General features: G+C 59.8%; 20 protein-coding genes. 11 read left to right on the forward strand and 9 right to left on the reverse strand.

Annotated features, from left to right (window positions below; genetic code table 11):
• Nucleotides 1-30: 30 nt before the first annotated feature.
• Complete coding sequence (locus tag ACM110_RS25040; protein ID WP_416129864.1) at nucleotides 31-1191, reverse strand: OpgC family protein; 1161 nt, start codon at nucleotides 1189-1191, stop codon at nucleotides 31-33.
• 250 nt (nucleotides 1192-1441) lie between these two features.
• Here ACM110_RS25040 and ACM110_RS25045 point away from each other — a divergent pair, with 250 nt between their 5' ends.
• From ACM110_RS25045 to ACM110_RS25055, 3 genes are read left to right on the forward strand one after another with little or no spacing between them, the layout of a single operon-like run.
• Nucleotides 1442-1816, forward strand: coding sequence for a GtrA family protein (locus tag ACM110_RS25045; RefSeq protein ID WP_416129865.1), 375 nt, complete (start codon nucleotides 1442-1444; stop codon nucleotides 1814-1816).
• Nucleotides 1813-2751 carry a glycosyltransferase family 2 protein gene (locus ACM110_RS25050; protein WP_416129866.1) on the forward strand — a complete coding sequence of 313 codons (939 nt, stop codon included), beginning with the start codon at nucleotides 1813-1815 and terminating at the stop codon, nucleotides 2749-2751. Before ACM110_RS25045 ends, ACM110_RS25050 begins: the two co-directional genes overlap by 4 nt.
• Nucleotide 2752: 1 nt before the next feature.
• The gene (locus tag ACM110_RS25055; protein WP_416129867.1) at nucleotides 2753-4261 is read left to right on the forward strand and encodes a glucosyltransferase domain-containing protein; all 1509 of its coding nucleotides are present in this window, start codon (nucleotides 2753-2755) and stop codon (nucleotides 4259-4261) included.
• Between the two features lie 24 nt (nucleotides 4262-4285).
• On the opposite strand, the gene ACM110_RS25060 is transcribed toward ACM110_RS25055, so the two are convergent.
• Together ACM110_RS25060 and ACM110_RS25065 are read right to left on the reverse strand one after the other, a co-directional pair.
• The gene (locus ACM110_RS25060; protein ID WP_416129868.1) at nucleotides 4286-5905 is read right to left on the reverse strand and encodes an FMN-binding glutamate synthase family protein; all 1620 of its coding nucleotides are present in this window, start codon (nucleotides 5903-5905) and stop codon (nucleotides 4286-4288) included.
• A 103-nt stretch (nucleotides 5906-6008) separates the two neighbouring features.
• Entirely contained in the window at nucleotides 6009-6809 is an 801-nt protein-coding gene (locus tag ACM110_RS25065; RefSeq protein ID WP_416129869.1) for a response regulator transcription factor, read from the reverse strand.
• A 126-nt stretch (nucleotides 6810-6935) separates the two neighbouring features.
• Here ACM110_RS25065 and ACM110_RS25070 point away from each other — a divergent pair, with 126 nt between their 5' ends.
• The 5 genes from ACM110_RS25070 (at nucleotide 6936) to ACM110_RS25090 (ending at nucleotide 10973) form a co-directional block, all read left to right on the forward strand.
• Nucleotides 6936-7757 (forward strand): carbon-nitrogen hydrolase family protein, encoded by an 822-nt coding sequence (locus ACM110_RS25070; protein ID WP_416129870.1) that lies wholly within the window; start codon nucleotides 6936-6938, stop codon nucleotides 7755-7757.
• 174 nt (nucleotides 7758-7931) lie between these two features.
• Nucleotides 7932-9257 (forward strand): APC family permease, encoded by a 1326-nt coding sequence (locus tag ACM110_RS25075; RefSeq protein WP_416129871.1) that lies wholly within the window; start codon nucleotides 7932-7934, stop codon nucleotides 9255-9257.
• Between the two features lie 141 nt (nucleotides 9258-9398).
• On the forward strand, nucleotides 9399-9812 hold the full coding sequence (locus ACM110_RS25080) for an NUDIX hydrolase (protein WP_416129872.1): 414 nt from the start codon (nucleotides 9399-9401) through the stop codon (nucleotides 9810-9812).
• Between the two features lie 22 nt (nucleotides 9813-9834).
• Nucleotides 9835-10473 (forward strand): LysE family translocator, encoded by a 639-nt coding sequence (locus ACM110_RS25085; RefSeq protein ID WP_338584962.1) that lies wholly within the window; start codon nucleotides 9835-9837, stop codon nucleotides 10471-10473.
• Between the two features lie 2 nt (nucleotides 10474-10475).
• Nucleotides 10476-10973 (forward strand): GNAT family N-acetyltransferase, encoded by a 498-nt coding sequence (locus ACM110_RS25090; RefSeq protein WP_416129873.1) that lies wholly within the window; start codon nucleotides 10476-10478, stop codon nucleotides 10971-10973.
• Between the two features lie 115 nt (nucleotides 10974-11088).
• Here ACM110_RS25090 and metR read toward each other — a convergent pair whose 3' ends face one another.
• A complete protein-coding gene (gene metR, locus ACM110_RS25095; RefSeq protein WP_150702006.1) occupies nucleotides 11089-12006 on the reverse strand; it encodes a transcriptional regulator MetR in 918 nt (305 codons plus the stop codon).
• A 110-nt stretch (nucleotides 12007-12116) separates the two neighbouring features.
• On the opposite strand from metR, the gene metE reads away from it, so the two are divergent.
• The 3 genes from metE to ACM110_RS25110 all read left to right on the forward strand — a co-directional run bounded on the left by metE (nucleotide 12117) and on the right by ACM110_RS25110 (nucleotide 16554).
• Nucleotides 12117-14441, forward strand: a complete 2325-nt coding sequence (gene metE, locus ACM110_RS25100) for a 5-methyltetrahydropteroyltriglutamate--homocysteine S-methyltransferase (protein WP_416129874.1) — start codon at nucleotides 12117-12119, stop codon at nucleotides 14439-14441.
• Between the two features lie 251 nt (nucleotides 14442-14692).
• Nucleotides 14693-15724 (forward strand): alpha/beta fold hydrolase, encoded by a 1032-nt coding sequence (locus ACM110_RS25105; protein WP_416129875.1) that lies wholly within the window; start codon nucleotides 14693-14695, stop codon nucleotides 15722-15724.
• Nucleotides 15725-15888: 164 nt separating this feature from the next.
• On the forward strand, nucleotides 15889-16554 hold the full coding sequence (locus ACM110_RS25110) for a DsbA family oxidoreductase (protein ID WP_416129876.1): 666 nt from the start codon (nucleotides 15889-15891) through the stop codon (nucleotides 16552-16554).
• Between the two features lie 57 nt (nucleotides 16555-16611).
• Here ACM110_RS25110 and ACM110_RS25115 read toward each other — a convergent pair whose 3' ends face one another.
• From ACM110_RS25115 to ACM110_RS25135, 5 genes are all read right to left on the reverse strand, one after another.
• Nucleotides 16612-17940 (reverse strand): sigma-54-dependent transcriptional regulator, encoded by a 1329-nt coding sequence (locus ACM110_RS25115; protein ID WP_416129877.1) that lies wholly within the window; start codon nucleotides 17938-17940, stop codon nucleotides 16612-16614.
• The gene (locus ACM110_RS25120; protein WP_416129878.1) at nucleotides 17937-19832 is read right to left on the reverse strand and encodes a sensor histidine kinase; all 1896 of its coding nucleotides are present in this window, start codon (nucleotides 19830-19832) and stop codon (nucleotides 17937-17939) included. Before ACM110_RS25120 ends, ACM110_RS25115 begins: the two co-directional genes overlap by 4 nt.
• A 149-nt stretch (nucleotides 19833-19981) precedes the next feature.
• Nucleotides 19982-20716 (reverse strand): amino acid ABC transporter ATP-binding protein, encoded by a 735-nt coding sequence (locus ACM110_RS25125; protein WP_015093699.1) that lies wholly within the window; start codon nucleotides 20714-20716, stop codon nucleotides 19982-19984.
• A complete protein-coding gene (locus ACM110_RS25130) occupies nucleotides 20713-21384 on the reverse strand; it encodes an amino acid ABC transporter permease (RefSeq protein ID WP_416129879.1) in 672 nt (223 codons plus the stop codon). The genes ACM110_RS25125 and ACM110_RS25130 overlap by 4 nt, the downstream gene beginning before the upstream one ends.
• Nucleotides 21384-22130, reverse strand: coding sequence for an amino acid ABC transporter permease (locus ACM110_RS25135; RefSeq protein WP_338584973.1), 747 nt, complete (start codon nucleotides 22128-22130; stop codon nucleotides 21384-21386). The genes ACM110_RS25130 and ACM110_RS25135 overlap by 1 nt, the downstream gene beginning before the upstream one ends.
• Nucleotides 22131-22235: the final 105 nt, after the last annotated feature.

Below are 22235 nucleotides of genomic sequence, written 5' to 3' on the forward strand. Positions count from 1 at the left end.
AGATCAAAAGATCGCAGCCTGCGGCAGCTCCTACAGGGGAATACGATCAGATTCTGTAGGAGCTGCCGAAGGCTGCGATCTTTTACTTGTCTGGTTCAAATGCTTGTTGAACTCCAGCCACGCTCCCAGCAATGCCATCAACCCGGCCCCGACCAATGCCGTGAAGATTTGCATGGCGAAGGCGTCTTCGGTCAGGGCGTTGACCATGTCCGCCAACGGTGCGAGCAACACGCCCAGGCAGAAAATCTCCAGCGAGAAACGCCCCATGCGACAGCTTTGCTGTGCCAGCCAGTTCTGCGTCCAACCGGTGTCGGGCAGCAGTTTCGCGGTGACATAAGCCAACGCCAGAAAGTGCAGCAGACGCTGGGGTGACAGGTTGGTCTTGCTGATCGGGTACAGCAGGTTGCTCAGGCCGGACGGCACCAGGGCGTCGTGAATCTGCGGCCAGCGCCACAACACAGTCAACACGCCGGCGCCCACAACGTACACCGCCGCCGTCATGAACAACGGCTGACGGATTAACGGTCGGCTCTCTGGCAGGCGAGGGCGCTGTGAGTGAATCGCGGCGGCGCCACCAAGGACAAACAGCAATTGCCAGGCAACCGGGTTGAAGTACCACACGCCGTCCTTGATCGCCGCCAGATTCCAGCCGGCCAACGGCACCATCAGGTACAACGCCACTGACATCGCCACCATCACCCAGGTCTTGCGCACCAATATCGGCAGCACCAGCGGCAACCCCGCCAGCAGCACGATGTACAGCGGCAACGGGTCCATCAGGTTGGGTTTGAAGCGCAGCAACAGTTCATCGATCAAGGCCTGCTGCGGGTCGCTGATGAAGTGATGCATGCCCATTTCTTCGACCAGATCGCGGGTCTCCACGTGGCTGTTGGCGAAAAACACAATGCCCATCAGCATCGCCAACAGGAAGATGTGCACCACATACAGCACCCAGGCGCGGCGCAGTATTTTCACGCAGGCGATCAGGAAACCTTCCCGCGCCAGGACTTTGCCGTAGGCCAGCACCGCCGCATAACCGGCCAGGAACACGAACACTTCGGCCGCATCGCTGAAGCCGAAGTTACGCAAGGTGATTTGACCCAGAGGGTTGTGGGGCACGTGATCCCAGAAAATGAAGATCAGTGCCAGACCACGAAAAAAGTCGATCCGGTGATCGCGCGCTAACGTCATGACGGCAGGCTCGTAAACGGTTTGAACAAAGGAATAGTCGATGGCGCCTATAGGTTACACGCCGCTCATCGGCGGCGCGCAGGGTGGACTGATTCGCCCGCAATTGCAAAGTCGGGGTATTTCGGAATGTCTCCTGACCGTGCCTGAAACCATTACCGCTGGTCTGAAAGGCGCGCGAACCTGCGATTTGTGACAGTAGACAAGCTCAAATACTTATGGATGCGCAACGTTCTACCAAAGGACCGTCAGCATGAGAAGTTTGTGGCGAGGGCTGTCCAGCTACACAGTGATCGGGGTCGCCAACACCCTCATTCACTGGCAGATCTTTTTCCTGCTCAGCGTCGCAGCGGGGTTGCGTCAGGCTGTGAGCAATCTGGCGGCGTTCTGCGTGGCAGCCTCGTTTTCCTTCTACATGAATGCGCTCTACACCTTTGACAGCAAAATGTCGGTCGGCGGTTATCTGCTGTTCATGGCGGCGATGGGGGCGTTGAGTTATGGCGTCGGCTATGCCGGTGACCTGTGGCGGTTACATGGTTTGCTCACCGTGGCGCTGTTTTCTGCGATGAGCCTGGTGTTCGGTTTTCTGTTTTCCAAGTACGTGGTGTTTCGCGAGCGTGACGCATGAAAATCTCGCTCATTGTTCCAGTGTTCAACGAAGAGCAGTCGATCGACATTTTCTACCAGGCGGTGCGGCGTGAGTTGAAGCTCGATGCCGAGGTGGAGATCGTGTTCATCAACGACGGCAGTTCCGACCGCACGGCCGAACAGGCCACCGCCCTGGCGCAAGCGGACGATCAGGTCATGCTGATCAATTTTTCCCGCAACTTCGGCAAGGAGCCAGCACTGTTCGCCGGTCTGGAACATGCCACCGGTGATGCGGTAATCCCGATGGACGTCGACCTGCAGGACCCGATCAGCGTCATCCCGTTGCTGATCGAGCAATGGCAAAAAGGCGCGGACGTGGTGCTGGCGAAACGTCGGGACCGTCATTCCGACAGTTATCTGAAACGCCACAGCGCATCGTTGTTCTATCACCTGTTGAATCGAATTTCGTACACACGTATCGAAGAAAACGTCGGGGATTTTCGTCTCATGGATCGCAAGGTGGTCGATGTGATTCGTGCACTGCCCGAGCATCAGCTGTTCATGAAAGGCGTACTGTCCTGGGCCGGCTTCAACACCGTCGTGGTCGAATACGAGCGCGCCCCGCGCGTGGCGGGTAATAGCAAATTCAACGTCTGGAAACTGTGGAACCTGGCGCTGGAAGGCGTGACCTCGTTCAGCACAGTGCCCTTGCGGCTATGGACTTACGTCGGTGGGGCTGTGTCGATCTTCGCCGTGCTGTACGCGGTGTACATGGTGCTGGACAAGATTCTCAACGGCAACAGCGTGCCCGGTTATCCGTCGCTGATGACGGCCATTCTGTTTCTCGGCGGCGTGCAATTGATCGGCATCGGCATTCTCGGGGAGTACATCGGCCGGATCTACATCGAGGCCAAGCACCGGCCGCGCTATGTGGTCAAAGACATCGTTGGCGGCAAAGACCGGCGCGAGCGCTGACATGGGGCGCTTCAGCGATTTTTTCATCAAGGAACTCGGGCGCCGGCAGGTCTGGCTGTTTTTTCTGTTGGCGACGCTGGTGTATGTGCTGCCGCTGATCCTCGCGGACTATCCCTACATCGATGACAACTGGCGCTCGCTCTCCGCCGGCATGGCGTGGGCGGAGCAGGGGAGATTGTTCACCGAACTGTTCTACAACGCGCTGACCTTCAGTAATGCCGCGCCGAACACCTTTCCCTTGCCGTTGCTGATCGCCACGCTGGCGATGGCGTCGGCGCTGACCAGCCTGACCTTTCACTATTTTCGACAGCCGACCATTACGTGCTGTCTGGTGCTGTTGCCACTCTGGTACAACCCGTTTTTCCTGCAAAACCTGTCCTATCAATATGACGGCGCGCCCATGGCGTTGAGCGTGGTCGCGGTGATTTATGCGATCACTTTTCGTCACTCCCGGCGCAGTGTGCAATGGCTGGTGCCTGCCTTCCTGATTGCTTTGGCACTGGGTCTTTATCAGATCAGCCTGAACGTATTTCTGGGGTTGTGTTGCCTGGAGTTGCTCAGGGCTGCCAACGACAGAATGCCTTGGCCGCAGTGGGGCGTATTGATTGGCTGGAAGCTCGCCCAAGTGGTGTTGGGCTGGTTGATTTACAGCGTCACTGCCTACCCGTTTCTGGGACAGAACCGCGCTCTGTTGTTGAACTGGTCGGCGCAGCCCGCGCTGCAATTGGACGTCAACATCCTCCGGGTGCTGGAAAAAGTCATGCTGCTGTTTCATGGCGGATTTGCCTGGGTGTTCGCCGGGCTGCTGCTGTGCGCAATGGCCGGTGCGGTCGGGCTGGGGATGAACATTGTTCAGCACAAGGAGAGCGCGGCGAAGCGGCTGTTGATTGGCCTGCTGTGCGTACTGACTGTACCGGCGTTGCTGTTGTTGGTATCAGGGGTGGCGCTGTTTTTTCGCGACTTCAACGAAGGCGCCAGAACGCTGATGGGGTTTGCGGTGTTGTTGGTGCTGCTGTTTTATCTAGGCCATCTGGCGCTGGCGTCTGTGCATGAGCGACTGCCGCTGCTGTTGCTGGTGCCGCTGCTGGCGATGCTGTCGCTGTCGTTCGCCTATGGCCGGGTGCTGCTGGTGCAGAAAACCTTCGCCACCAGTGCGCTGAATAGTCTTGAGCGCGACATCAGCAGCCATCGAGGCTTGCGTGAAGCCAAGCGCATCTACATGTCGATCACCTATTCCGATCACTGGTTGCGAGGCGCCGCAGGCTCGTTCAAGCAGATGCCGGTGTTGCACTATCTGCTCAACATCGACTTTTACATGCTGGCCGAAAACCTGCCCAAGGTGGGCATTACCAACGTGGTCGCGGAGAAGGAACGGCGCAATGCGACGCGGGTGGGATATCAGCATTTCCCGCCGCTGGTGGAGAGCCAGTACTACCGGATTTACCTGATTGGCGATTACGGTTTCATCGTGTTCAAAGAGCCGGCCCCGATCAAATCGCTTCGTTGGTGAGGCGACATGTCGGAGCCGTTAGGGTCACGCGGCGGCCACTTCGTTAGGTTCGAAGCTGTCCGCCCGCGCCATCTGCCACATCCGTGAGTAGAACTCGCCATTCACTTCACCGGTCAGCAGTTCGCCCGGTTTGAGGAACACATGCAGCTGGGAAAACAGCTTGATCTCGGTCGCCGACATGCGCCGCACCAGGTGCTTGGCCGACAGCTGCGACGGGTGTTCGAGGCCAGCGGCGGCAAGCATTTCGGCCAGGCCCTTGAGGGTGTTGCGGTGGAAGTTGTAGACGCGCTGGGCCTTGTCCGGCACCACCAGCGCGCGCTGGCGCAGGGTGTCCTGAGTGGCGACGCCGGTCGGGCATTTATTGGTGTGGCAGCTCTGCGACTGGATGCAACCGATGGCGAACATGAAGCCCCGCGCCGAGTTGGCCCAGTCGGCGCCGATGGCCAGCACGCTGGCAATATCGAAGGCGCTGACAATCTTGCCGCTGGCGCCGAGTTTGATCTTGTCCCGCAGGTTCAGGCCGACCAGTGTGTTGTGCACGAACAACAGACCTTCACGCATCGGTACGCCGATGTGATCGGTGAACTCCACCGGCGCGGCGCCGGTGCCGCCTTCCTTGCCGTCGACGACGATGAAGTCCGGGAGGATGCCGGTTTCCAGCATGGCTTTGGCAATGCCCATGAATTCCCAAGGGTGACCGAGGCAGAACTTGAAGCCCACCGGTTTGCCGCCGGAAAGCTCACGCAATTGCTGAATGAAATGCATCATCTCGATCGGCGTGGAAAACGCACTGTGGCGTGACGGCGAGACGCAGTCTTCGCCCATCATGATGCCGCGGGTTGCAGCGATTTCCTTGGTGACTTTGTGCTTGGGCAGGATGCCGCCGTGACCGGGTTTGGCGCCTTGGCTCATCTTGATTTCGATCATTCGCACTTGCGGCGTTTGTGCTTGCGCGGCGAAGCGTTCCGGGTCGAAGCGGCCATCGCTGGTGCGGCAGCCGAAGTAGCCGCTGCCCAGCTCCCAGGTCAGGTCGCCGCCGTGTTCGCGGTGATAGGGGCTGATGCTGCCTTCACCGGTGTCGTGGGCGAAGTTGCCGAGTTTGGCGCCCTGGTTCAGCGCGCGAATGGCGTTGGCGCTGAGCGAGCCGAAACTCATGGCCGAGATGTTGAACACCGACGCCGAGTACGGCTGAGTGCATTGCGGGCCGCCGACCGTCACGCGAAAACCGCTCGGGTCGCTCAACGGCGCCGGGCGCATGGAGTGGCCGATGAATTCGAAGCCCGATTGGTACACGTCGATCAGGGTGCCGAACGGTTTGTCGGCGCTTTCATTCTTGGCCCGGGAATAGACCAGCGAACGCTGGGACCGGGAAAAGGGCAGGGCGTCGCTGTCGGATTCGAGCAGGTACTGGCGGATTTCCGGGCGAATGCCTTCGACCAGATAGCGAATGTTGCCGAGGATCGGATAGTTGCGGCGCACCGCGTGAGGGCTTTGCATCAGATCGAACAGGCCGATCAGGCTGAGCACGCCGGTGATGGCGGTGATTGGCCAGAGCCAGTCGTGTTCGAGGAAAGGCAGGCTGGCGAGGGTGAAGATCACACAGGCGGCAAAGAAGGCGTAGCGGCTCAGGAGTGACAGGCTCATACGGTTTCCTTGGGTTCGGACTCAGGTTTTAAAGATCGCAGCCTTCGGCAGCTCCTACAGGGGAATGCGATCAATGTAGGAGCTGCCGAAGGCTGCGATCTTTTCAGGCATTTTGTGCCTGGAGAAAAATCGAAAACAGCTCGGACTGGGACTTGATCCCCAGCTTGCTGTACATGTGTTTCTTATGGACTTTCACGGTTTCGATGGAGATTTCCAGTTTGCGGGCGATTTCCTTGCTGGAGCAGCCGCTGAGCATCAAACGCCCAACATCCAGTTCCCGCGCGGTCAATTGCGCGCCTTTGAGTTGCTGCACCGACGCTTCCAGTTGCACCCGCCAGTCGCCTTGTACCGGCGCTGGGGCGAGGGCCACCACTTCGTTGATTTCATAGGGTAGACGCTGGCGTAACAATCCGAGCACCCACGGCTGGATCAACGACAGCAAGGCGATCTGCTCGGCACTGAAGCGTTGCTTGCTGCCCAGTGACAGGCACAACGTGCGGTCGCCTTCGAGCTGACAATTAAACTGTATTTCGTCGGCCACGACATTCACACGAAAGTATCGTTGATAGTACTCGGTGAGTTCGAAATGCTCCGGCGCCACTTCCGACAGGCGATACAAACCGGTGCGCGATTGTTCGCGGCAGGCGATGTAGAACGGATCGAGCAGGTACAGGCCGCGCAGGTAATCCTGGAACAACGGATCGGGGCCGCCGTCTTCGCCTGGGCATTCGGCGAACACTTGCGGGTGCTGGTCGGCGCTGAACAGCAGCGCCACCCAACTGTCGCAGGGCACGTACTGATCCAGCAAACGCACCAGTTGCGTCCAGAAATTGGGCTTGTCCAGGGCGTCGATCAATTGCCCCACCGAACGGTGCCAGGCGATGTCGTCCAACGAGAGTGTCATGCATCTACCCCTATCGTGTTACCCCAGCGGCGTGATTTCCCGGCCGCTTGCTTGCTGCGCATACTGGCGCACAGACAGCGACCGGGCAATCTTTCTCCCAGCCCGGCCTTAGAACAAGGAATACCCATGAAGGTCGAACTCGCCCAATTGGCGGGCCGTGACAACGACACGGCTTACAACCTCGAACGTGCGCTGGAGGCGATCAACGCCTGCGCCGCCGACACGCATCTGATCATGTTTCCGGAAAGCCACTTGATGGGCTTCCCGAGCGCCGAGTCCGTGGCCGATGTCGCCGAACCGCTGGACGGCCCGACCGTCAGCGCGATTGTCGCTGCGGCCCGTGAACGCAAGATCGCCGTGGTCGTCGGCACTGCCGAGAACGACAACGGTCGTTTCTACAACACCACGCTGTTGATCACCCCCGAAGGCGTCGCGCTGAAGTACCGCAAGACGCACCTGTGGGCGTCGGATCGGGGTGTGTTCGAGGCCGGCGACCGCTACGCCACGTGCCTGTGGAACGGTGTGCGCGTCGGCCTGCTGATCTGCTACGACATCGAATTCCCCGAAACCGCCCGTGCCCTGGCGCAACTCGGTGCCGAGTTGCTGCTGGTGACCAACGGCAACATGGACCCGTACGGCCCGACCCACCGCACCGCGATCATGGCCCGCGCCCAGGAAAACCAGGCGTTCGCGCTGATGGTCAACCGCGTGGAAGAGGGCGATGGCGGGTTGTTGTTCGCCGGTGGCAGTGCGCTGGTTGATCCGCTGGGCACGTTGCTGTTCGAGGCCGGACGCGAAGAGGGGCAGTTTGCGGTGGAACTGGACCTGAACCGGTTGACGGCGGCGCGTCAGGATTATCGCTATCTGGATGATCAGCGGCTGAAGTTGCCGGGGGAGATGGTTGAGCATGCTTCGGGCATGCGCGAGCTGATGATTCCCAAGGGCTGAAGATCAAAAGATCGCAGCCTTCGGCAGCTCCTACAGGGGACTGCGATCAATGTAGGAGCTGCCGAAGGCTGCGATCTTTTAACGATTCATCACCGAACAACAACAAACGCAACACCCGAAATTTGCGCCGAACTCGGCTCTGCCATAAATCTAATAATTCCGGAGTAGTCGCTCATGGCTCGTTTGCAACGCACCCTGTCACTGGGGTCGGTGGTGCTGTTTGGCATCGCCTACATGACGCCGATCATTGTGCTCGGCACGTTTGGCATCCTCGCTCAATCCACCGCCGGCATGGTGCCCGCCGCGTATCTGGCGGCGCTGGTGGCGATGTTCTTCACCGCCATGAGCTACGGGCGCATGGCCTCGGCGTTCCCGGTGGCCGGTTCCGCCTACAGCTATGTGCGCAAAGCCATTAGCCCGAAACTCGGGTTCATCGCCGGTTGGGCGGTATTGCTCGATTACCTGTTCCTGCCGATGGCGATCTGGTTGATCGGCGCGGCTTACCTCAACTCGGCGTTCCCGGCCGTGCCGCAGTGGATCTGGGTGCTGGCGTTCATCGGCATCACCAGCGCGATCAACATTGTCGGCCTGAAACTGGCCAACGGCATCAACGCCTTGCTGATGCTGGTGCAGTTCCTGGTGCTGATCGCCTTCGTCGCGCTGTGCGTGCACTACGTCGGCGGCGATGCGAGCACGCCGTTGTGGTCGATCAAACCGTTCTTCAACGGCGACATGCAGATGCCGTTGATCATGAGCGGTGCGGCCATCGCCTGTTATTCGTTCCTGGGCTTCGACGCGGTCAGCACCCTGACCGAAGAAACCCGCGACCCGCGCCGCACCATTCCACGGGCGATCATGCTGATCACCCTGATTGGCGGCCTGATTTTCGTCGGTGTGTCGTACTTCGTGCAGATCGCCCACCCGTCGTTCCAGTTCGACAGCGTCGACTCGGCGGCCTATGAAATTGCGCGCAACATCGGCGGCGACCTGTTCGTCTCGATCTTCCTGATCGGCCTGATCGTCGGCCAGTTCGCCTCGGGTCTGTCGGCCCAGGCCAGCGGTTCGCGCCTGCTCTACGCCATGGGCCGCGACGGCGTGCTGCCGAAATCGTTCTTCGGCACCTTGCATGAGCGTTTCGGCACACCGATCAACAGCATCCTGCTGTGTGCGGTGGTGGCATTGCTTGCGCTGAAACTCGACGTCACCACTTCAACCTCGTTCATCAACTTCGGCGCGTTCCTGGCGTTCAGCCTGGTGAACCTGTCGGTGATCTTCCATTACTGGATCGGCGGCGAGAAAAAAGGCCTGCGCGAATTCGTGCTGTTCCTGCTGTTCCCGTTCATCGGTCTGGCGGCGGATTTGTGGTTGATGGTCAGCCTCGATCACCTCGCTATCTATCTCGGCCTGAGCTGGTTGGCGATTGGCGTGGTTTACCTCGCGGTGTTGACCGGTGGTTTCCGTCGTCAGCCACCGGAGATGGATTTCCAAGAGGCTGTATGACGCCTTTGTAGGAGCTGCCGAAGGCTGCGATCTTTTGATCTTGAAAAAACAAAGTCAAAAGATCGCAGCCTGCGGCAGCTCCTACACAATCCGTGGAAGACATGTGATCCTTGCCGTTTTTGAGTCAAAGGTCTCTTTGTCATGTCGACAATTATCCACATCGCCGCTGCCCTGCTGATCGGTCCCGACGGCCGAACCCTGCTGGTGCGCAAGCGTGGCACCGAGGCGTTCATGCAGCCGGGCGGCAAGATCGAGCTTCATGAATTGCCTGTCCACGCTTTGGCTCGTGAGCTGGAAGAAGAGCTGGGTCTGGTCATCGATCCGGCGCACGCCACGTTCCTCGGGCAGTTCTCGGCACCGGCCGCCAATGAGCCGGGATGTGTCGTACAGGCGGAGATCTTCCTGCTGACGATCGATGCAGACGTCACCCCGGCGGCCGAGATCGAGGAAGTGCTCTGGATCGATCCGGACACCGATGGCGATGTCACTCTGGCGCCATTGACACGGGACCTGATCCTGCCGTTTTATCGAGCTTCGCTGACCGCCATCGCCTGATCATTCACGCAAAGGAACCGCCATGATCCCGCTCCAGGACCTGCTGATTTTCGCTGCTGCTGCATTGCTGATGGTACTGACGCCTGGGCCGAACATGATCTACCTGATCTCCCGTTCGATCTGCCAGGGGCGCAAGGCCGGGGTGACGTCGTTGCTCGGTGTGGTCGCGGGTTTCTTCGTGCATCTGTTCGCCGCTGCGGCCGGTTTGACCGCGGTGTTCCTCGCGGTGCCGATGGCTTATGAAGTGTTGAAGTGGGCGGGGGCGCTGTATCTGTTGTGGCTGGCCTGGCAGGCGGTCAAGCCCGGTGCGCGTTCGCCATTCGAAGCACAACAGCTGCCGCCGGATTCGTCACGAAAACTGATCACCATGGGCTTTCTGACCAGTGCCCTGAACCCGAAGATCGCGGTGTTCTACCTCTCTGTATTTCCGCAGTTCATCACGCCCGAACACGGTTCGGTGTTCACCCAAAGCATCGTGCTGGGCCTGACTCAGATCAGCGTCAGCTTCAGCGTCAACCTGATGATTGCGCTGTTTGCGGCGGGCATCGCTTCGTGGTTCGTCAACAACCCGACCTGGCTGGCGATGCAGCGTTATTTCATGGGGTTTGTGTTGTCGGCGCTGGCACTGCGGCTGATGCTTGAGCAAAAACGGATGGCCTGAACATGTGGATCGAGCGACTGGATGCCAGTCATGCGCTGGATTATCGGGCGATGATGCTCGAAGCCTATGACCTGCATCCGCAGGCCTTCACGTCGAGTGTGCGCGAGCGTGCGACGATGCCGCTGAGCTGGTGGGAAGCGCGCCTGACCGGCAAGCTCGACGTGGTGTTCGGCGCGTTCGAAGAGGGCAGGTTGGCCGGCATTGTCGGGCTGGCGTTCGAACCTCGGGAAAAGGCCCGGCACAAGGCGACGCTGTTTGGCATGTACGTATCCGCCAACGTGCGCCAGCGTGGGCTCGGTTTTCAGTTGGTGGAGGCGGTTCTGGCGGAGGCGCGGTCCCATCAGGGGCTGCGGCTGATCAAATTGACCGTCACCGCCGGCAATAACGCTGCGTTCAATTTGTACCAGCGCTGCGGCTTCGTTCAGTATGGCCTTGAGCCGATGGCGGTGCGGGTGGGTGAGGAGTACTTCGACAAGATCCATATGTGCCGTGAGATCTGAAGCACGATCAAAAGATCGCAGCCTTCGGCAGCTCCTACAGGAAAAATGCGTGCCCCTGTAGGAGCTGCCGAAGGCTGCGATCTTCTAAAGGTTGAGAACCAGTCCCCGCATGTTGCTATCGAACTGCGCTAACCCCATCCAACGTCGAAAACGACGTGTCCTTCGCCGTCAGCAGAAAATCACGCATGTACGGCGCATCCAGCATGTCAGCGCGAATCCCCGCGTACAGCGTCGCAAACAGACCTTTCTCACCCAAGCGCTTGGCCTTCACATAACCCCGTGAACTGTACTCATGCAACGCCCAATGCGGCATGCCGCACACGCCGCGTCCGCTGGCCACCAGTTGCATCATCATCACCGTCAGTTCCGAGGTGCGGACCTGGGCCGGCTCAACGTCGGCGGGTTCGAGGAAGCGCGTGAAGATGTCCAGTCGATCCCTTTCCACCGGATAGGTGATCAAGGTTTCCGTGAGCAAGTCTTCCGGGACGATGTAGGCCTTGCTCGCCAGTTTGTGCTGGTTGGCCACGGCGAGCATCGCTTCGTAGGTGAACAGCGGCACATAGGTAATGCCCACCAGGTCCACCGGATCGGAGGTTACGACCAGGTCCAGATCGCCACGGGCCAGGGCGGGAAGCGGGGCGAAGGAGAAGCCCGACGCCAGGTCCAGTTCGACTTCCGGCCAGGCATCGCGGAACTGGTCAATGGTCGGCATCAGCCACTGGAAACAACTGTGGCATTCGATGGCCATGTGCAAACGACCGGCAGTGCCGCCGGCCAGTCGACTGATGTCACGTTCGGCAGCGCGCAGCAACGGAAGGGTGGCATCAGCCAGTTGCAGCAGGCGCAAACCGGCGCTGGTGAAACGCACCGGTTTGGTCTTGCGCACGAACAGCGGCATGCCCATGCGTTCTTCCAGCTCCTTGAACTGGTGGGACAGCGCCGATTGGGTCAGGTGCAGGCGGTCGGCCGCGTCCACCAGGCTATCGGCTTCGCGCAAGGCGTGGAGGGTCTTGAGGTGACGGATTTCAAGCACCGGAGGGCTCCATGAGGAAAACTTGTGATCAACACGAAAAGGTTGAGTTTGTCTCATGTTGGCTTGGCTGTCGACAATAGCGCCATCTTTTATACAGGAGCACATTCGACATGGCCGTGGCCCACACCCTAGGTTTCCCGCGCATCGGCGCCGACCGCGAACTGAAAAAAGCCCTCGAAGCCTACTGGAAGGGCGATCTCGATCAGGACGCGCTGAAAAGCGTCGGCCGCCAACTGCGCGCCACCCACTGGCAATTGCAGAAAGACGCCGGCATTGACTTGTTGCCGGTCGGCGATTTCGCCTGGTACGACCAGGTGCTGACCCATTCCCTGGCCTTCGGTGTAGTCCCCGAACGTTTCGACAGCACCAAGGACGAGCGCGGCCTGCCGACCCTCGACACCCTGTTCGCCATGGCCCGTGGCGCCACTGCTACCTGCTGCGACGGCGGACGCGGCAAAGCGCAATACGCTCAAGAGCTGACCAAGTGGTTCGACACCAACTACCACTATCTGGTCCCGGAATTCACCGCTGACCAGCAATTCAAGTTGAGCTGGGAACAACTGTTCGACGAAGTCGAAGAAGCCAAGGCTTTGGGTCACACCATCAAACCGGTGATCATCGGTCCTTTAACTTACCTGTGGCTGGGCAAGGGCAAATCAAAGGGCAATGGCAACGACTTCGACAAGCTCGATCTGCTGGAACGCCTGCTGCCAATCTACGGCGAAATCCTCGGTCGCCTCGCTGCACAGGGCGTGGAGTGGGTGCAGATCGACGAACCGATCCTGACCCTCGACCTGCCGCAGGAATGGAAGAACGCCTTCGAACGCGCTTACCACATCCTTCAATATTCGCCGCTGAAAAAACTGCTGGCGACCTACTTCAGCGGCCTGCAAGACAACCTCGGCCTGGCCGTCGGTCTGCCGGTGCAAGGTCTGCACATCGACGCGGTGCGTGCGCCGGATCAATTGCTGCACGTGCTCGATCGCCTGCCGATCTACAAGATTCTCTCGGTCGGCCTGGTCAACGGTCGCAACGTCTGGCGCTGCGAACTGGAGCCGGTGCTGGCGCAACTGCAATTTGCTCAGGAACGCTTTGGCGACAACCTGTGGGTCAGCAGTTCCTGCTCGCTGCTGCACAGCCCGGTGGACCTGGAGCGCGAAGACAAACTCGACCCGGAACTGAAAAGCTGGCTGGCGTTTGCCGTGCAAAAGTGTGGCGAAATTGCTGTGCTGCGCGATGCCCTGAATGACCCGCAAGCGCCAAAAGTGCAAACAGCCTTGGTGCAAAGCCGCGCCATTGCCGCCAGCCGTGCCGAGTCGCCGCGCATTCACAAGGCTGAGGTTCAAGCCCGGATCAATGCCATCGGTGCGGCGGACAGCCAGCGTCAGTCACCGTTTGCCAAACGCATCGAGCAACAGCGCGCACGCCTCAAATTGCCGGCATTCCCGACTACCACTATCGGCTCGTTCCCGCAGACCGGTTCGATTCGTCTGGCGCGTCAGTCTTACAAGCAAGGCAAGCTGTCGGCCAACGATTACACCGACGCCATGCACCATGAAATTCGCCACGCCGTGCAGGTTCAAGAACGCCTGGGCCTCGACGTGCTGGTGCACGGTGAAGCCGAGCGCAACGACATGGTCGAGTACTTCGCCGAGCAACTGGACGGCTATCTGTTCACCCGTTTCGGCTGGGTGCAGAGCTACGGTTCCCGTTGCGTGAAACCGGCGGTTATTTACGGTGACCTGAGCCGTCCGAAAGCGATGACCGTCGACTGGATCACTTATGCCCAGAACCAGACCGACAAGGTCATGAAAGGCATGCTCACCGGTCCCGTGACCATGCTGATGTGGTCGTTCCCGCGCGAGGACGTGTCGCGCAAAGTCCAGGCGCAGCAACTGGCCCTGGCCCTGCGTGACGAAGTGGTGGACCTGGAAGCCGCCGACATCAAGATCGTGCAGATCGACGAAGCGGCGTTCCGCGAAGGTTTGCCGCTGCGCCGGGCGCAATGGCAGGAATATCTGGATTGGGCGGTGGAAGCGTTCCGCCTGAGCGCCAGCGGTGTGCGTGATGAAACCCAGATCCATACCCACATGTGCTACAGCGAATTCAACGACGTGATCGAAGCCATCGCGGCGATGGACGCCGACGTGATCACCATCGAAACCTCGCGTTCGGACATGGAATTGCTGGAGGCCTTCAAAGCGTTCGACTACCCGAACGACATCGGCCCGGGCGTCTACGACATCCACTCGCCACGGGTGCCGGACACGGCCGAGATGGTCAAGTTGATGGCTAAAGCTGTGCAGCGTATCCCGGCTGAGCGTTTGTGGGTTAACCCTGATTGCGGGTTGAAGACTCGGGCGTGGCCGGAGACCGAAGCGGCGCTGGTGAATATGGTGGCGGCGGCGAGGCAGTTGCGTAGTCAGTTGGCTTAAAGTCCTGCGACGCCTGTTCTGATGCCTTCGCGAGCAAGCCCGCACACATTTGATTGGATGTCGTACACAAAGGTTGTGTTCGCTGAAGATCAAGTGTGGGAGCGGGCTTGCTCGCGAAAAAACGATCACGCGGTTTTGAGAAAACGACCGCCCGGCACTCTTCATCAAACTGTCATGGAACTGTGGCAGCGCGCTTGAACAAACTTCATCAGACTCGCGCTCTACTGGGGTTCTGCGTTTTGGTGTTTTTCATGCGTGTTTTTTTATCAAGAATTGTATTTTTGGCCGCATTTTTGTTCGGCCTGCCGTCCCTGGCGGCGTCTCGTTGTGACGTCAATGTTCCGACCGAACGGGTAGATCTGGCCCAGGTAAGCCTGGCGTACCAGAGCATCGGCCGCGCCTCGGACCCGGCATTGCTGCTGGTGATGGGCTTGGGCGGGCAGTTGATTCACTGGCCTGATGAGGTGGTGGTCGCGCTGTGTCAGCAGGGTTTTCGGGTCATTCGTTATGACAACCGCGATGTCGGCCTGTCGACCTGGCTGCAAGCACCACTGGAAGCCAACCTGACGTTCGAAGTGCTGCGCTACAAGCTCGGCTTGCCAGTCTCGGCACCGTACTCATTGACCGACATGGCCGACGATGGCCTGGGCCTGATGGATGCCTTGCACATCGAGCAATTTCACGTGCTGGGCGCGAGCATGGGCGGCATGATTGCCCAGCACATGGCGGCCATGGCACCGCAACGGGTGGAAAGCCTGACCCTGATCATGACCACCTCCGGGGCCGAAGGTTTGCCTGCACCGAGTGCGGCACTGGTGCAATTACTGTCACGTCGCGGCGCACCGAATCGTGAAGTGGCCCTGGAGCAACAGGCCGATTTGCTGGCGGCGCTGGGCAGCCCGACGGTCGTTGATGATCGCCAGGCGTTGTTGCATCAGGCGGCGCTGTCGTATGACCGGGCGTTCAACCCCGAAGGTGTGAAACGGCAGATCATGGCAATCCTGGCCGAGCCAAGCCGGGTGGCGTTGCTCAATCAATTGCGCGTCCCGGCGCTGGTGGTGCATGGCACCGCTGACCCGTTGTTGCCAGTGATGCATGGCGTGCATCTGGCAGCGCATTTGCGCGGCAGCCAGTTGAAGTTGATTCCGGGGTTGGCCCATCGATTCCAGGAGACGTTCAAGGCACCGTTACTGGCGGCAGTGCTGCCGTATTTGCGCGAGCACCGCGAGGACACTTCGCACTGGGCGCAGATCGAGCCGGTGGCCGAACATAATCTCCTCTAACACCGCGATCCACTGTAGGAGCTGCCGAAGGCTGCGATCTTTTGATCTCGTTTTTTCGGAACAAAAATCAAAAAATCGCAGCCTTCGGCAGCTCCTGCACAAAACCATTCAATGCAGGTGTATCGTTCAAACTTTCCGGCGTGTTCCAGCCAGCGAGGTGAATGATGAGTGCCCCACTGAAAATCGATTTCGTCAGCGACGTGTCCTGCCCCTGGTGCGTCGTGGGTTTGTATGGTCTGACCAAAGCCCTGCACATCTTGCGTGACGAGGTGCGTGCCGAGATCCGTTTCCAGCCCTTCGAATTGAACCCGAAAATGGGACCTGAAGGGCAGAACATCACCGAGCACATCACCGAGAAGTACGGTTCGACACCGGAGCAGTCGCAAAAGAATCGCGAGATGATCCGCGCACGCGGCGCCGAGGTCGGGTTTGCGTTTCGCACCGACGGCAACAGCCGTATCTACAACACCTTCGATGCTCACCGCCTATTGCACTGGGCGGGGCTGGAAGGGCTGCAACAGCAGCTGAAAGAGGCGTTGTTCAAGGCGTATTTCACTGACGGCGGCAATCCTTCCGACCACGCTCAACTGACGACAATCGCTGAAAGCGTCGGACTGGACCGTCAGCGGGCCGAGGCGATTCTGGCGTCGGAAGAATTCGCCACAGAGATTCGCGAGGAAGAACAGTTGTGGCTGTCGCGCGGCGTGAGTTCGGTGCCGACGGTAGTTTTCAACGGCCAGTATGCTGTCACGGGTGGGCAACCGGTGGAGTCGTTCGTGGCGGCGATCCGGCAGATCATGAGTGAAGCCAAGGGCGGAACGGTCAACTGACCAACGATCAAAAACCTGCTCGCTCCCGCAGGCGGATTGGCGCTTCTCAGGTGTGAATCAGTGGCTCAGTCCGTACTTCTTCACTTTGTCGAACAAGGTGGTCTTGGCCATGCCCAGTTCCTGGCTGGCCTGGGTCAGGTTGCCGCCGCTGCGCTGCAAGGCATCGCTCAACAGGTTGCGTTCGAAGGCTTCCACCGCCTCGGCGAAGGCCAGGCCCGGAGTGCTGCCGCCCGCGCCAGGTTTCTTGAACGCCGGCAGGCCGAGGGCAAAACGCTCGGCGACGTTGCGCAGTTCGCGCACGTTGCCCGGCCAGTCGTGGCTCATCAGGTTCGAGACGGTCTGGTTATCCAGTTCCGGCGCGATGCGGTCGAAGCGTAGCGACGACTGCTGCAAGAAGTATTCGAACAGTTGCAGGATGTCTTCGCGGCGCTCGCGCAGCGGTGGCAATTCCAGGGTCACCACGTTGAGGCGGTAATACAGGTCGCTGCGGAATTCGCCGGCCTTGCTCGACTCGACCAGATCGGATTTGGTCGCGGCAATCACCCGGCAATCCACCGCCACGCTCTGGTTCGAACCGAGGCGCTCAAGGGTGCGTTCCTGCAATACCCGCAGCAGTTTGATCTGCAAGGGCAGGGGCATGCTTTCGACTTCGTCGAGGAACAGCGTGCCGCCGTCGGCGTGTTCGATCTTGCCGATCCGCCGTTTGCCGGCACCGGTGAAGGCGTTGGCTTCGTGGCCGAAAATTTCGCTCTCGAACAGGTTCTCTGGCAGGCCACCGCAGTTCAGTGCGACGAACTGTTTGGTGTGTCGCCGACTGAAATCATGCAGGCAGCGGGCGACCAGTTCCTTGCCGGTGCCGGTTTCACCCTCGATCAGCACGTTGGCCGAGGTATCGGCGACGTTGGCGATCAGTTCGCGCAGGTTCTGCATGGCCGGCGAGCGACCGATGATCCGGCCTTCGAGGGAATCACGCTCGGCCAATTGCCGACGCAACGACGACACTTCCCGCGCCAGGCTGCGCTGTTCCAGCGCGCGGCGGGCCACATCCACCAGCCGTTCCGGAGAAAACGGTTTCTCCATGAAGTCGTAGGCGCCTTTCTGCATGGCGCCGACGGCCATGGAAATATCGCCATGGCCGGTAATCAGCACGACGGGCAAGCTGCGATCACGTTCCTTGAGCCGACCAAGCAATTCAAGTCCATCAATGCCCGGCAGGCGAATGTCGCTGATGACGATGCCGGCAAAGTTGTCGCCGACCCGCTCCAGCGCTTCTTCGGCGCTGCCAACGCCAACGCAGGGAATGTCTTCCAGGGTCAGCGCCTGTTGGCAGCCGAGCAGCACATGGGGGTCGTCTTCGACGATCAATACACTAAGGTCGTTGTTCATATTGGCTCGGCGGGAGTGGGGCTTACCAACGGTAAACTGAGGACGAAAGCGGTGCCACCGCTGGTCGGGTGCTCGACACCCAGATGACCGCCGGTGGCGGCGGCGAGGCTGGCGGACAGCGTCAGTCCAAGGCCCAGGCCTTGTTCGCCGGGCTTGGTGGTGAAGAATGGTTCGAACAAATGCTTGCGCGCTTCGGCGTCGATACCGTGGCCGTTGTCCCGCACGCGCAAGCGGTATTTGCCATCGACCGCTTCGCCTTCGAGCCACAACTCGGGTTGTGGCTGCGCTTGCATGGCATCAAGGGCGTTGCCGATCAGGTTGACCAGAATCTGCTCCAGGCGGGTCTGGTCGATCTGTACCTGCACGGCTTCGAAATGGCGGTGCAACTGCGTATTTTTCATTCGTCCATCGAGCAACTGCAAGGCCGCGTCCACACCTTTGCCGAGGCACGCCTGACCCTTGTCGTCACCGCGCCGGGCGAAGGAGCGCAGGCTGGCGGTGATGCGGCCCATGCGGTCAATCAGTTCGTTAATGGTCTTGAGGTTGGTGCTGGCAATGTCCAGTTGACCGCGCTCGAGAAAACGCACGGTGTTGCCGGACAAGGTGCGCAGCGCCGCCAGCGGCTGGTTCAGTTCGTGGGCGATGCTGGTGGACATCTGGCCGATGGCTGCGAGTTTTCCGGCCTGCACCAGTTCATCCTGGGCGCGGCGCAAAGTCTCTTCGGCATGACGCCGTTCGCGGATTTGACCCTTGAGCCGTTCGTTGCTCGCGCGCAGGTCGACGGTGCGTTCGGTAATCCGACGCTCCAGTTGATTGTTGGCTTCCTGCAAGGCTTCCCGGGCCGCGAGACGTGTAGCAATCACCTTGCGCCGCTCGTTCCAGGCAATCAGCAGGAAGGCGACAAGGGCAAACGCCACCGCCACCAGAATCCCCTGATTGATCGCTTCGCGGCGCAGATCCTGCAGCGGCGTCAGCAGGGTGAAGTTCCACGGTGTATCGCTCAAGGGCCGGGTTTGCGACAGGTAGCTGATGTTTTCATCGTCGGACACCAGTTCGCTGTTGGCCGGGAAGGTGAGTTTTTCCACACCTTCGGACAGGGTTTCCCGGGCCAACGGTTGCAGTTCGTTGAGCGGGAACCAGTAGTACTGCAGGCTGCGGGCCAGTTTCTCTTTGGTTTCATCGCTTAGCGGCACCACGGATTTCAAGCGCCGCGCGGGATCGCTGGAGAGAATGATGATGCCGTTTTCGTCGCTGACGAAGGCTTCCAGGCGCGCTCGCTGCCAGCGCTCTTCCATGGCTTCGAGACGGACCTTGACCACCGCGACGCCGATGATCTTGCCGTGTTCTTCCAGGCCATGGGCCAGGTAATAGCCGGGCTCACCGTTGGTGCTGCCGATGCCGTAGAACCGCCCCGGCTGACCGCGCACGGCATTCTGAAAATAGGCGCGGAAGGACAGGTCTTCACCCAGGTAACTGTCGACATCGCGCCAGTTGCTGGTGGCCATGACGCGGCCGGTGGTGTCCATCACGTAGATGGCCCGACTGCGGCTGCGCCGGTTCAGGCCTTCGAGGTAATCATTGACCGTTTGCCGGTGTTCCGGGCTCGGGTCGGCCAGCAGCTTGGAAACACTGGTTTCGAGTTCCAGCAGGCTGGGCAGATAGGTGTATTTGCTGATTTCGCTTTCGACGGCGCGGGCGTGCAGTTCCAGCTGACGCTGACCGTTTTCGCTGAGGCTGCGGATGCCATAGTGTTCGCTGACCCAGAAGCCGATGTAACCCAGTCCGATCATCAGGGCGATGATCAGCGGCGGCAGGAACAGATGGCGAATCAGACGGGGTTTCACGGCGAGTGATGGCGACGTGGCGCGGTAGAGATCGGGGTCGCATTTCATCACAGATGCCTTGGGTCAACCACAACAACAAGCCCAGAGGACTCCCTGTAGGAGCTGCCGCAGGCTGCGATCTTTTGATCTTGCTTTTTGAAAGACAAGATCAAGAGATCGCAGCCTGCGGCAGCTCCTACAGGGGAGGCCGTACAGCCTTAGTGTTGGAGGATCTTGTTGAGGAAGTGCTGCGTACGCTCGGCACGGTGGCTGATGTCGCCGAAGAATTCCTCTTTCTTGCAGTCTTCGATGATCTTGCCCTGGTCCATGAAGATCACACGGTCGGCCACTTTACGGGCGAAGCCCATTTCGTGGGTCACGCACATCATGGTCATGCCTTCGTGGGCCAGTTGCACCATCACGTCCAGTACTTCGTTGACCATTTCCGGGTCCAGCGCCGAGGTCGGTTCGTCGAACAGCATAACGATAGGGTCCATCGCCAGCGCACGGGCAATCGCTACACGCTGTTGCTGGCCACCGGACAGTTGGCCCGGGTGCTTGTGGGCGTGGGCCGAGAGACCGACGCGCTCCAGCAATTGCAGGCCTTTCTTGGTGGCCTCTTCCTTGCTGCGACCCAACACCTTGATCTGCGCGATGGTCAGGTTTTCGGTGATGGTCAGGTGCGGGAACAGCTCGAAATGCTGGAACACCATGCCCACGCGGGAACGCAGTTTCGGCAGATTGGTCTTCGGGTCGGCGATGGAGGTGCCGTCGACCACGATGTCGCCTTTCTGGAACGGCTCCAGGGCGTTGACGCATTTGATCAGGGTCGACTTGCCGGAACCGGACGGCCCGCACACCACGATCACTTCACCTTTTTTGACCTCGGTGCTGCAATCAGTCAGTACCTGAAAGTCCCCATACCACTTGTTGATGCTTTTGATAGAGATCATACGGCGAACCTTTTTTGCAGACGCTTGACCAGCAGCGAGGCGGAAAAGCTGATGATGAAGTACACGAGACCCGCGAAAATCAGGAACTCATTGGAGCGGCCAATGATGTCGCCACTGGCACGCGAAGCATTGAGGAAGTCCACCAGGCCGACGGCGTAGACCAGCGAGGTGTCCTGAAACAGGATGATGCTCTGCTGCAACAGCAGCGGGGTCATCTTGCGGAACGCTTGCGGCAGGATGATCAGGCGCATCATCTGGCCGTAAGTCATGCCCAGTGCCTGGGCAGCGCCCATCTGGCCCTTGGGAATCGACTGCACACCGGCACGGACGATTTCGCAGAAGTACGCCGCTTCGAACATCATGAAGGCCACGATGCAGGAGGCAAACGCGCCGATCGGCGTGTCTTCACCGGTAATCCAGCGCAGCACGAACGGTACCGCCAGGTAGAACCAGGTGATCACCAGCAGCAACGGGATCGAACGGAAATAGTTGACGTAGGCGCCGGCCAGGTTGGAAAGCAGCTTGTTGTGGGACAGACGGCACAGCGCCAGGATGGTGCCGAGGATGATGCCGCCGATCACGCCCATGGCCATCAGCTTGAGGGTCATGATCATGCCGTTCCACAGGCCCGGCAGGGACGGGATGATGCCCGAGAAATCGAATTCCATCATTTACCCCCTACAGAGATCAGGCCCGGTACAGCGACTTTCTTCTCGACCATGCGCATCAGCAACATCAGGCTCATGTTCAGGGTGAAGTAGATCAGCGTGGCCAGGGTGAAGGCTTCGAACAGGTTCGCAGAGAACTCGGCAGTCTGTTTGGTCTGCGCGAGCAATTCCATCAAACCGATCAGCGAGGCAACGGAGGTGTTCTTGAAAACGTTCAAAAATTCCGAGGTGAGCGGCGGAATGATGATCCGGTAGGCTTGGGGCAGCAGCACGTTCCAGTAGATCTGCGGCAACTTGAAACCCATGGCGCGGGCCGCGGATTCCTGGCCTTTGGGCAGGGCCTGGATACCGGTGCGCACCTGTTCGCAAACGCGCGCGGTGGTGAACAGACCCAGGCACACGACGACGCTGAGGAAGGCCGAGGTGGTCGGGTTCAGGTCCTGCTTGTACCACTCCTGCAGGTCGGCAGGCAGCAGATCGGGCACCAGGAAGTACCAGATGAACAGCTGCACAAGCAGCGGCACGTTACGGAAGAGTTCGACGTAGCAGGTGGCGATGCCCGATACGATGCGGTTCGGCACGGTACGCATGACGCCCAGGATCGAGCCCAGCGTCAGGGCGATGATCCAGGCCGCGATGGCGATGCCGATGGTCCAAGCCAGACCGGACACGTACCAGTCGAGATAGGTCTCGCTGCCCACGCCGGTGGACTTGAAGAACACGCCCCAGTCCCAGTTGTAATTCATTAGGGTCTCCCCTCGGATTCGATCGATGTACAAGTTCCCGCTTGGGGGAAGCTCCGTTCCCGCCCGATCTTGACGATCAGGCACACACGATCGGCTCGACAGCCA

Origin of the sequence: Pseudomonas sp. NFX98 (assembly GCF_047784845.1) — a bacterium.
Taxonomy (GTDB): domain Bacteria; phylum Pseudomonadota; class Gammaproteobacteria; order Pseudomonadales; family Pseudomonadaceae; genus Aquipseudomonas.

Bases quoted from the DNA above. Each gene is read 5' to 3' on its own strand.
- ACM110_RS25040 (WP_416129864.1), bottom strand. From the start codon at position 1,191: ATGACGTTAGCGCGCGATCACCGGATCGACTTTTTTCGTGGTCTGGCA.
- ACM110_RS25045 (WP_416129865.1), top strand. From the start codon at position 1,442: ATGAGAAGTTTGTGGCGAGGGCTGTCCAGCTACACAGTGATCGGGGTC.
- ACM110_RS25050 (WP_416129866.1), top strand. From the start codon at position 1,813: ATGAAAATCTCGCTCATTGTTCCAGTGTTCAACGAAGAGCAGTCGATC.
- ACM110_RS25055 (WP_416129867.1), top strand. From the start codon at position 2,753: ATGGGGCGCTTCAGCGATTTTTTCATCAAGGAACTCGGGCGCCGGCAG.
- ACM110_RS25060 (WP_416129868.1), bottom strand. From the start codon at position 5,905: ATGAGCCTGTCACTCCTGAGCCGCTACGCCTTCTTTGCCGCCTGTGTG.
- ACM110_RS25065 (WP_416129869.1), bottom strand. From the start codon at position 6,809: ATGACACTCTCGTTGGACGACATCGCCTGGCACCGTTCGGTGGGGCAA.
- ACM110_RS25070 (WP_416129870.1), top strand. From the start codon at position 6,936: ATGAAGGTCGAACTCGCCCAATTGGCGGGCCGTGACAACGACACGGCT.
- ACM110_RS25075 (WP_416129871.1), top strand. From the start codon at position 7,932: ATGGCTCGTTTGCAACGCACCCTGTCACTGGGGTCGGTGGTGCTGTTT.
- ACM110_RS25080 (WP_416129872.1), top strand. From the start codon at position 9,399: ATGTCGACAATTATCCACATCGCCGCTGCCCTGCTGATCGGTCCCGAC.
- ACM110_RS25085 (WP_338584962.1), top strand. From the start codon at position 9,835: ATGATCCCGCTCCAGGACCTGCTGATTTTCGCTGCTGCTGCATTGCTG.
- ACM110_RS25090 (WP_416129873.1), top strand. From the start codon at position 10,476: ATGTGGATCGAGCGACTGGATGCCAGTCATGCGCTGGATTATCGGGCG.
- metE (WP_416129874.1), top strand. From the start codon at position 12,117: ATGGCCGTGGCCCACACCCTAGGTTTCCCGCGCATCGGCGCCGACCGC.
- ACM110_RS25105 (WP_416129875.1), top strand. From the start codon at position 14,693: ATGCGTGTTTTTTTATCAAGAATTGTATTTTTGGCCGCATTTTTGTTC.
- ACM110_RS25110 (WP_416129876.1), top strand. From the start codon at position 15,889: ATGAGTGCCCCACTGAAAATCGATTTCGTCAGCGACGTGTCCTGCCCC.
- ACM110_RS25115 (WP_416129877.1), bottom strand. From the start codon at position 17,940: ATGAACAACGACCTTAGTGTATTGATCGTCGAAGACGACCCCCATGTG.
- ACM110_RS25120 (WP_416129878.1), bottom strand. From the start codon at position 19,832: ATGAAATGCGACCCCGATCTCTACCGCGCCACGTCGCCATCACTCGCC.
- ACM110_RS25125 (WP_015093699.1), bottom strand. From the start codon at position 20,716: ATGATCTCTATCAAAAGCATCAACAAGTGGTATGGGGACTTTCAGGTA.
- ACM110_RS25130 (WP_416129879.1), bottom strand. From the start codon at position 21,384: ATGGAATTCGATTTCTCGGGCATCATCCCGTCCCTGCCGGGCCTGTGG.
- ACM110_RS25135 (WP_338584973.1), bottom strand. From the start codon at position 22,130: ATGAATTACAACTGGGACTGGGGCGTGTTCTTCAAGTCCACCGGCGTG.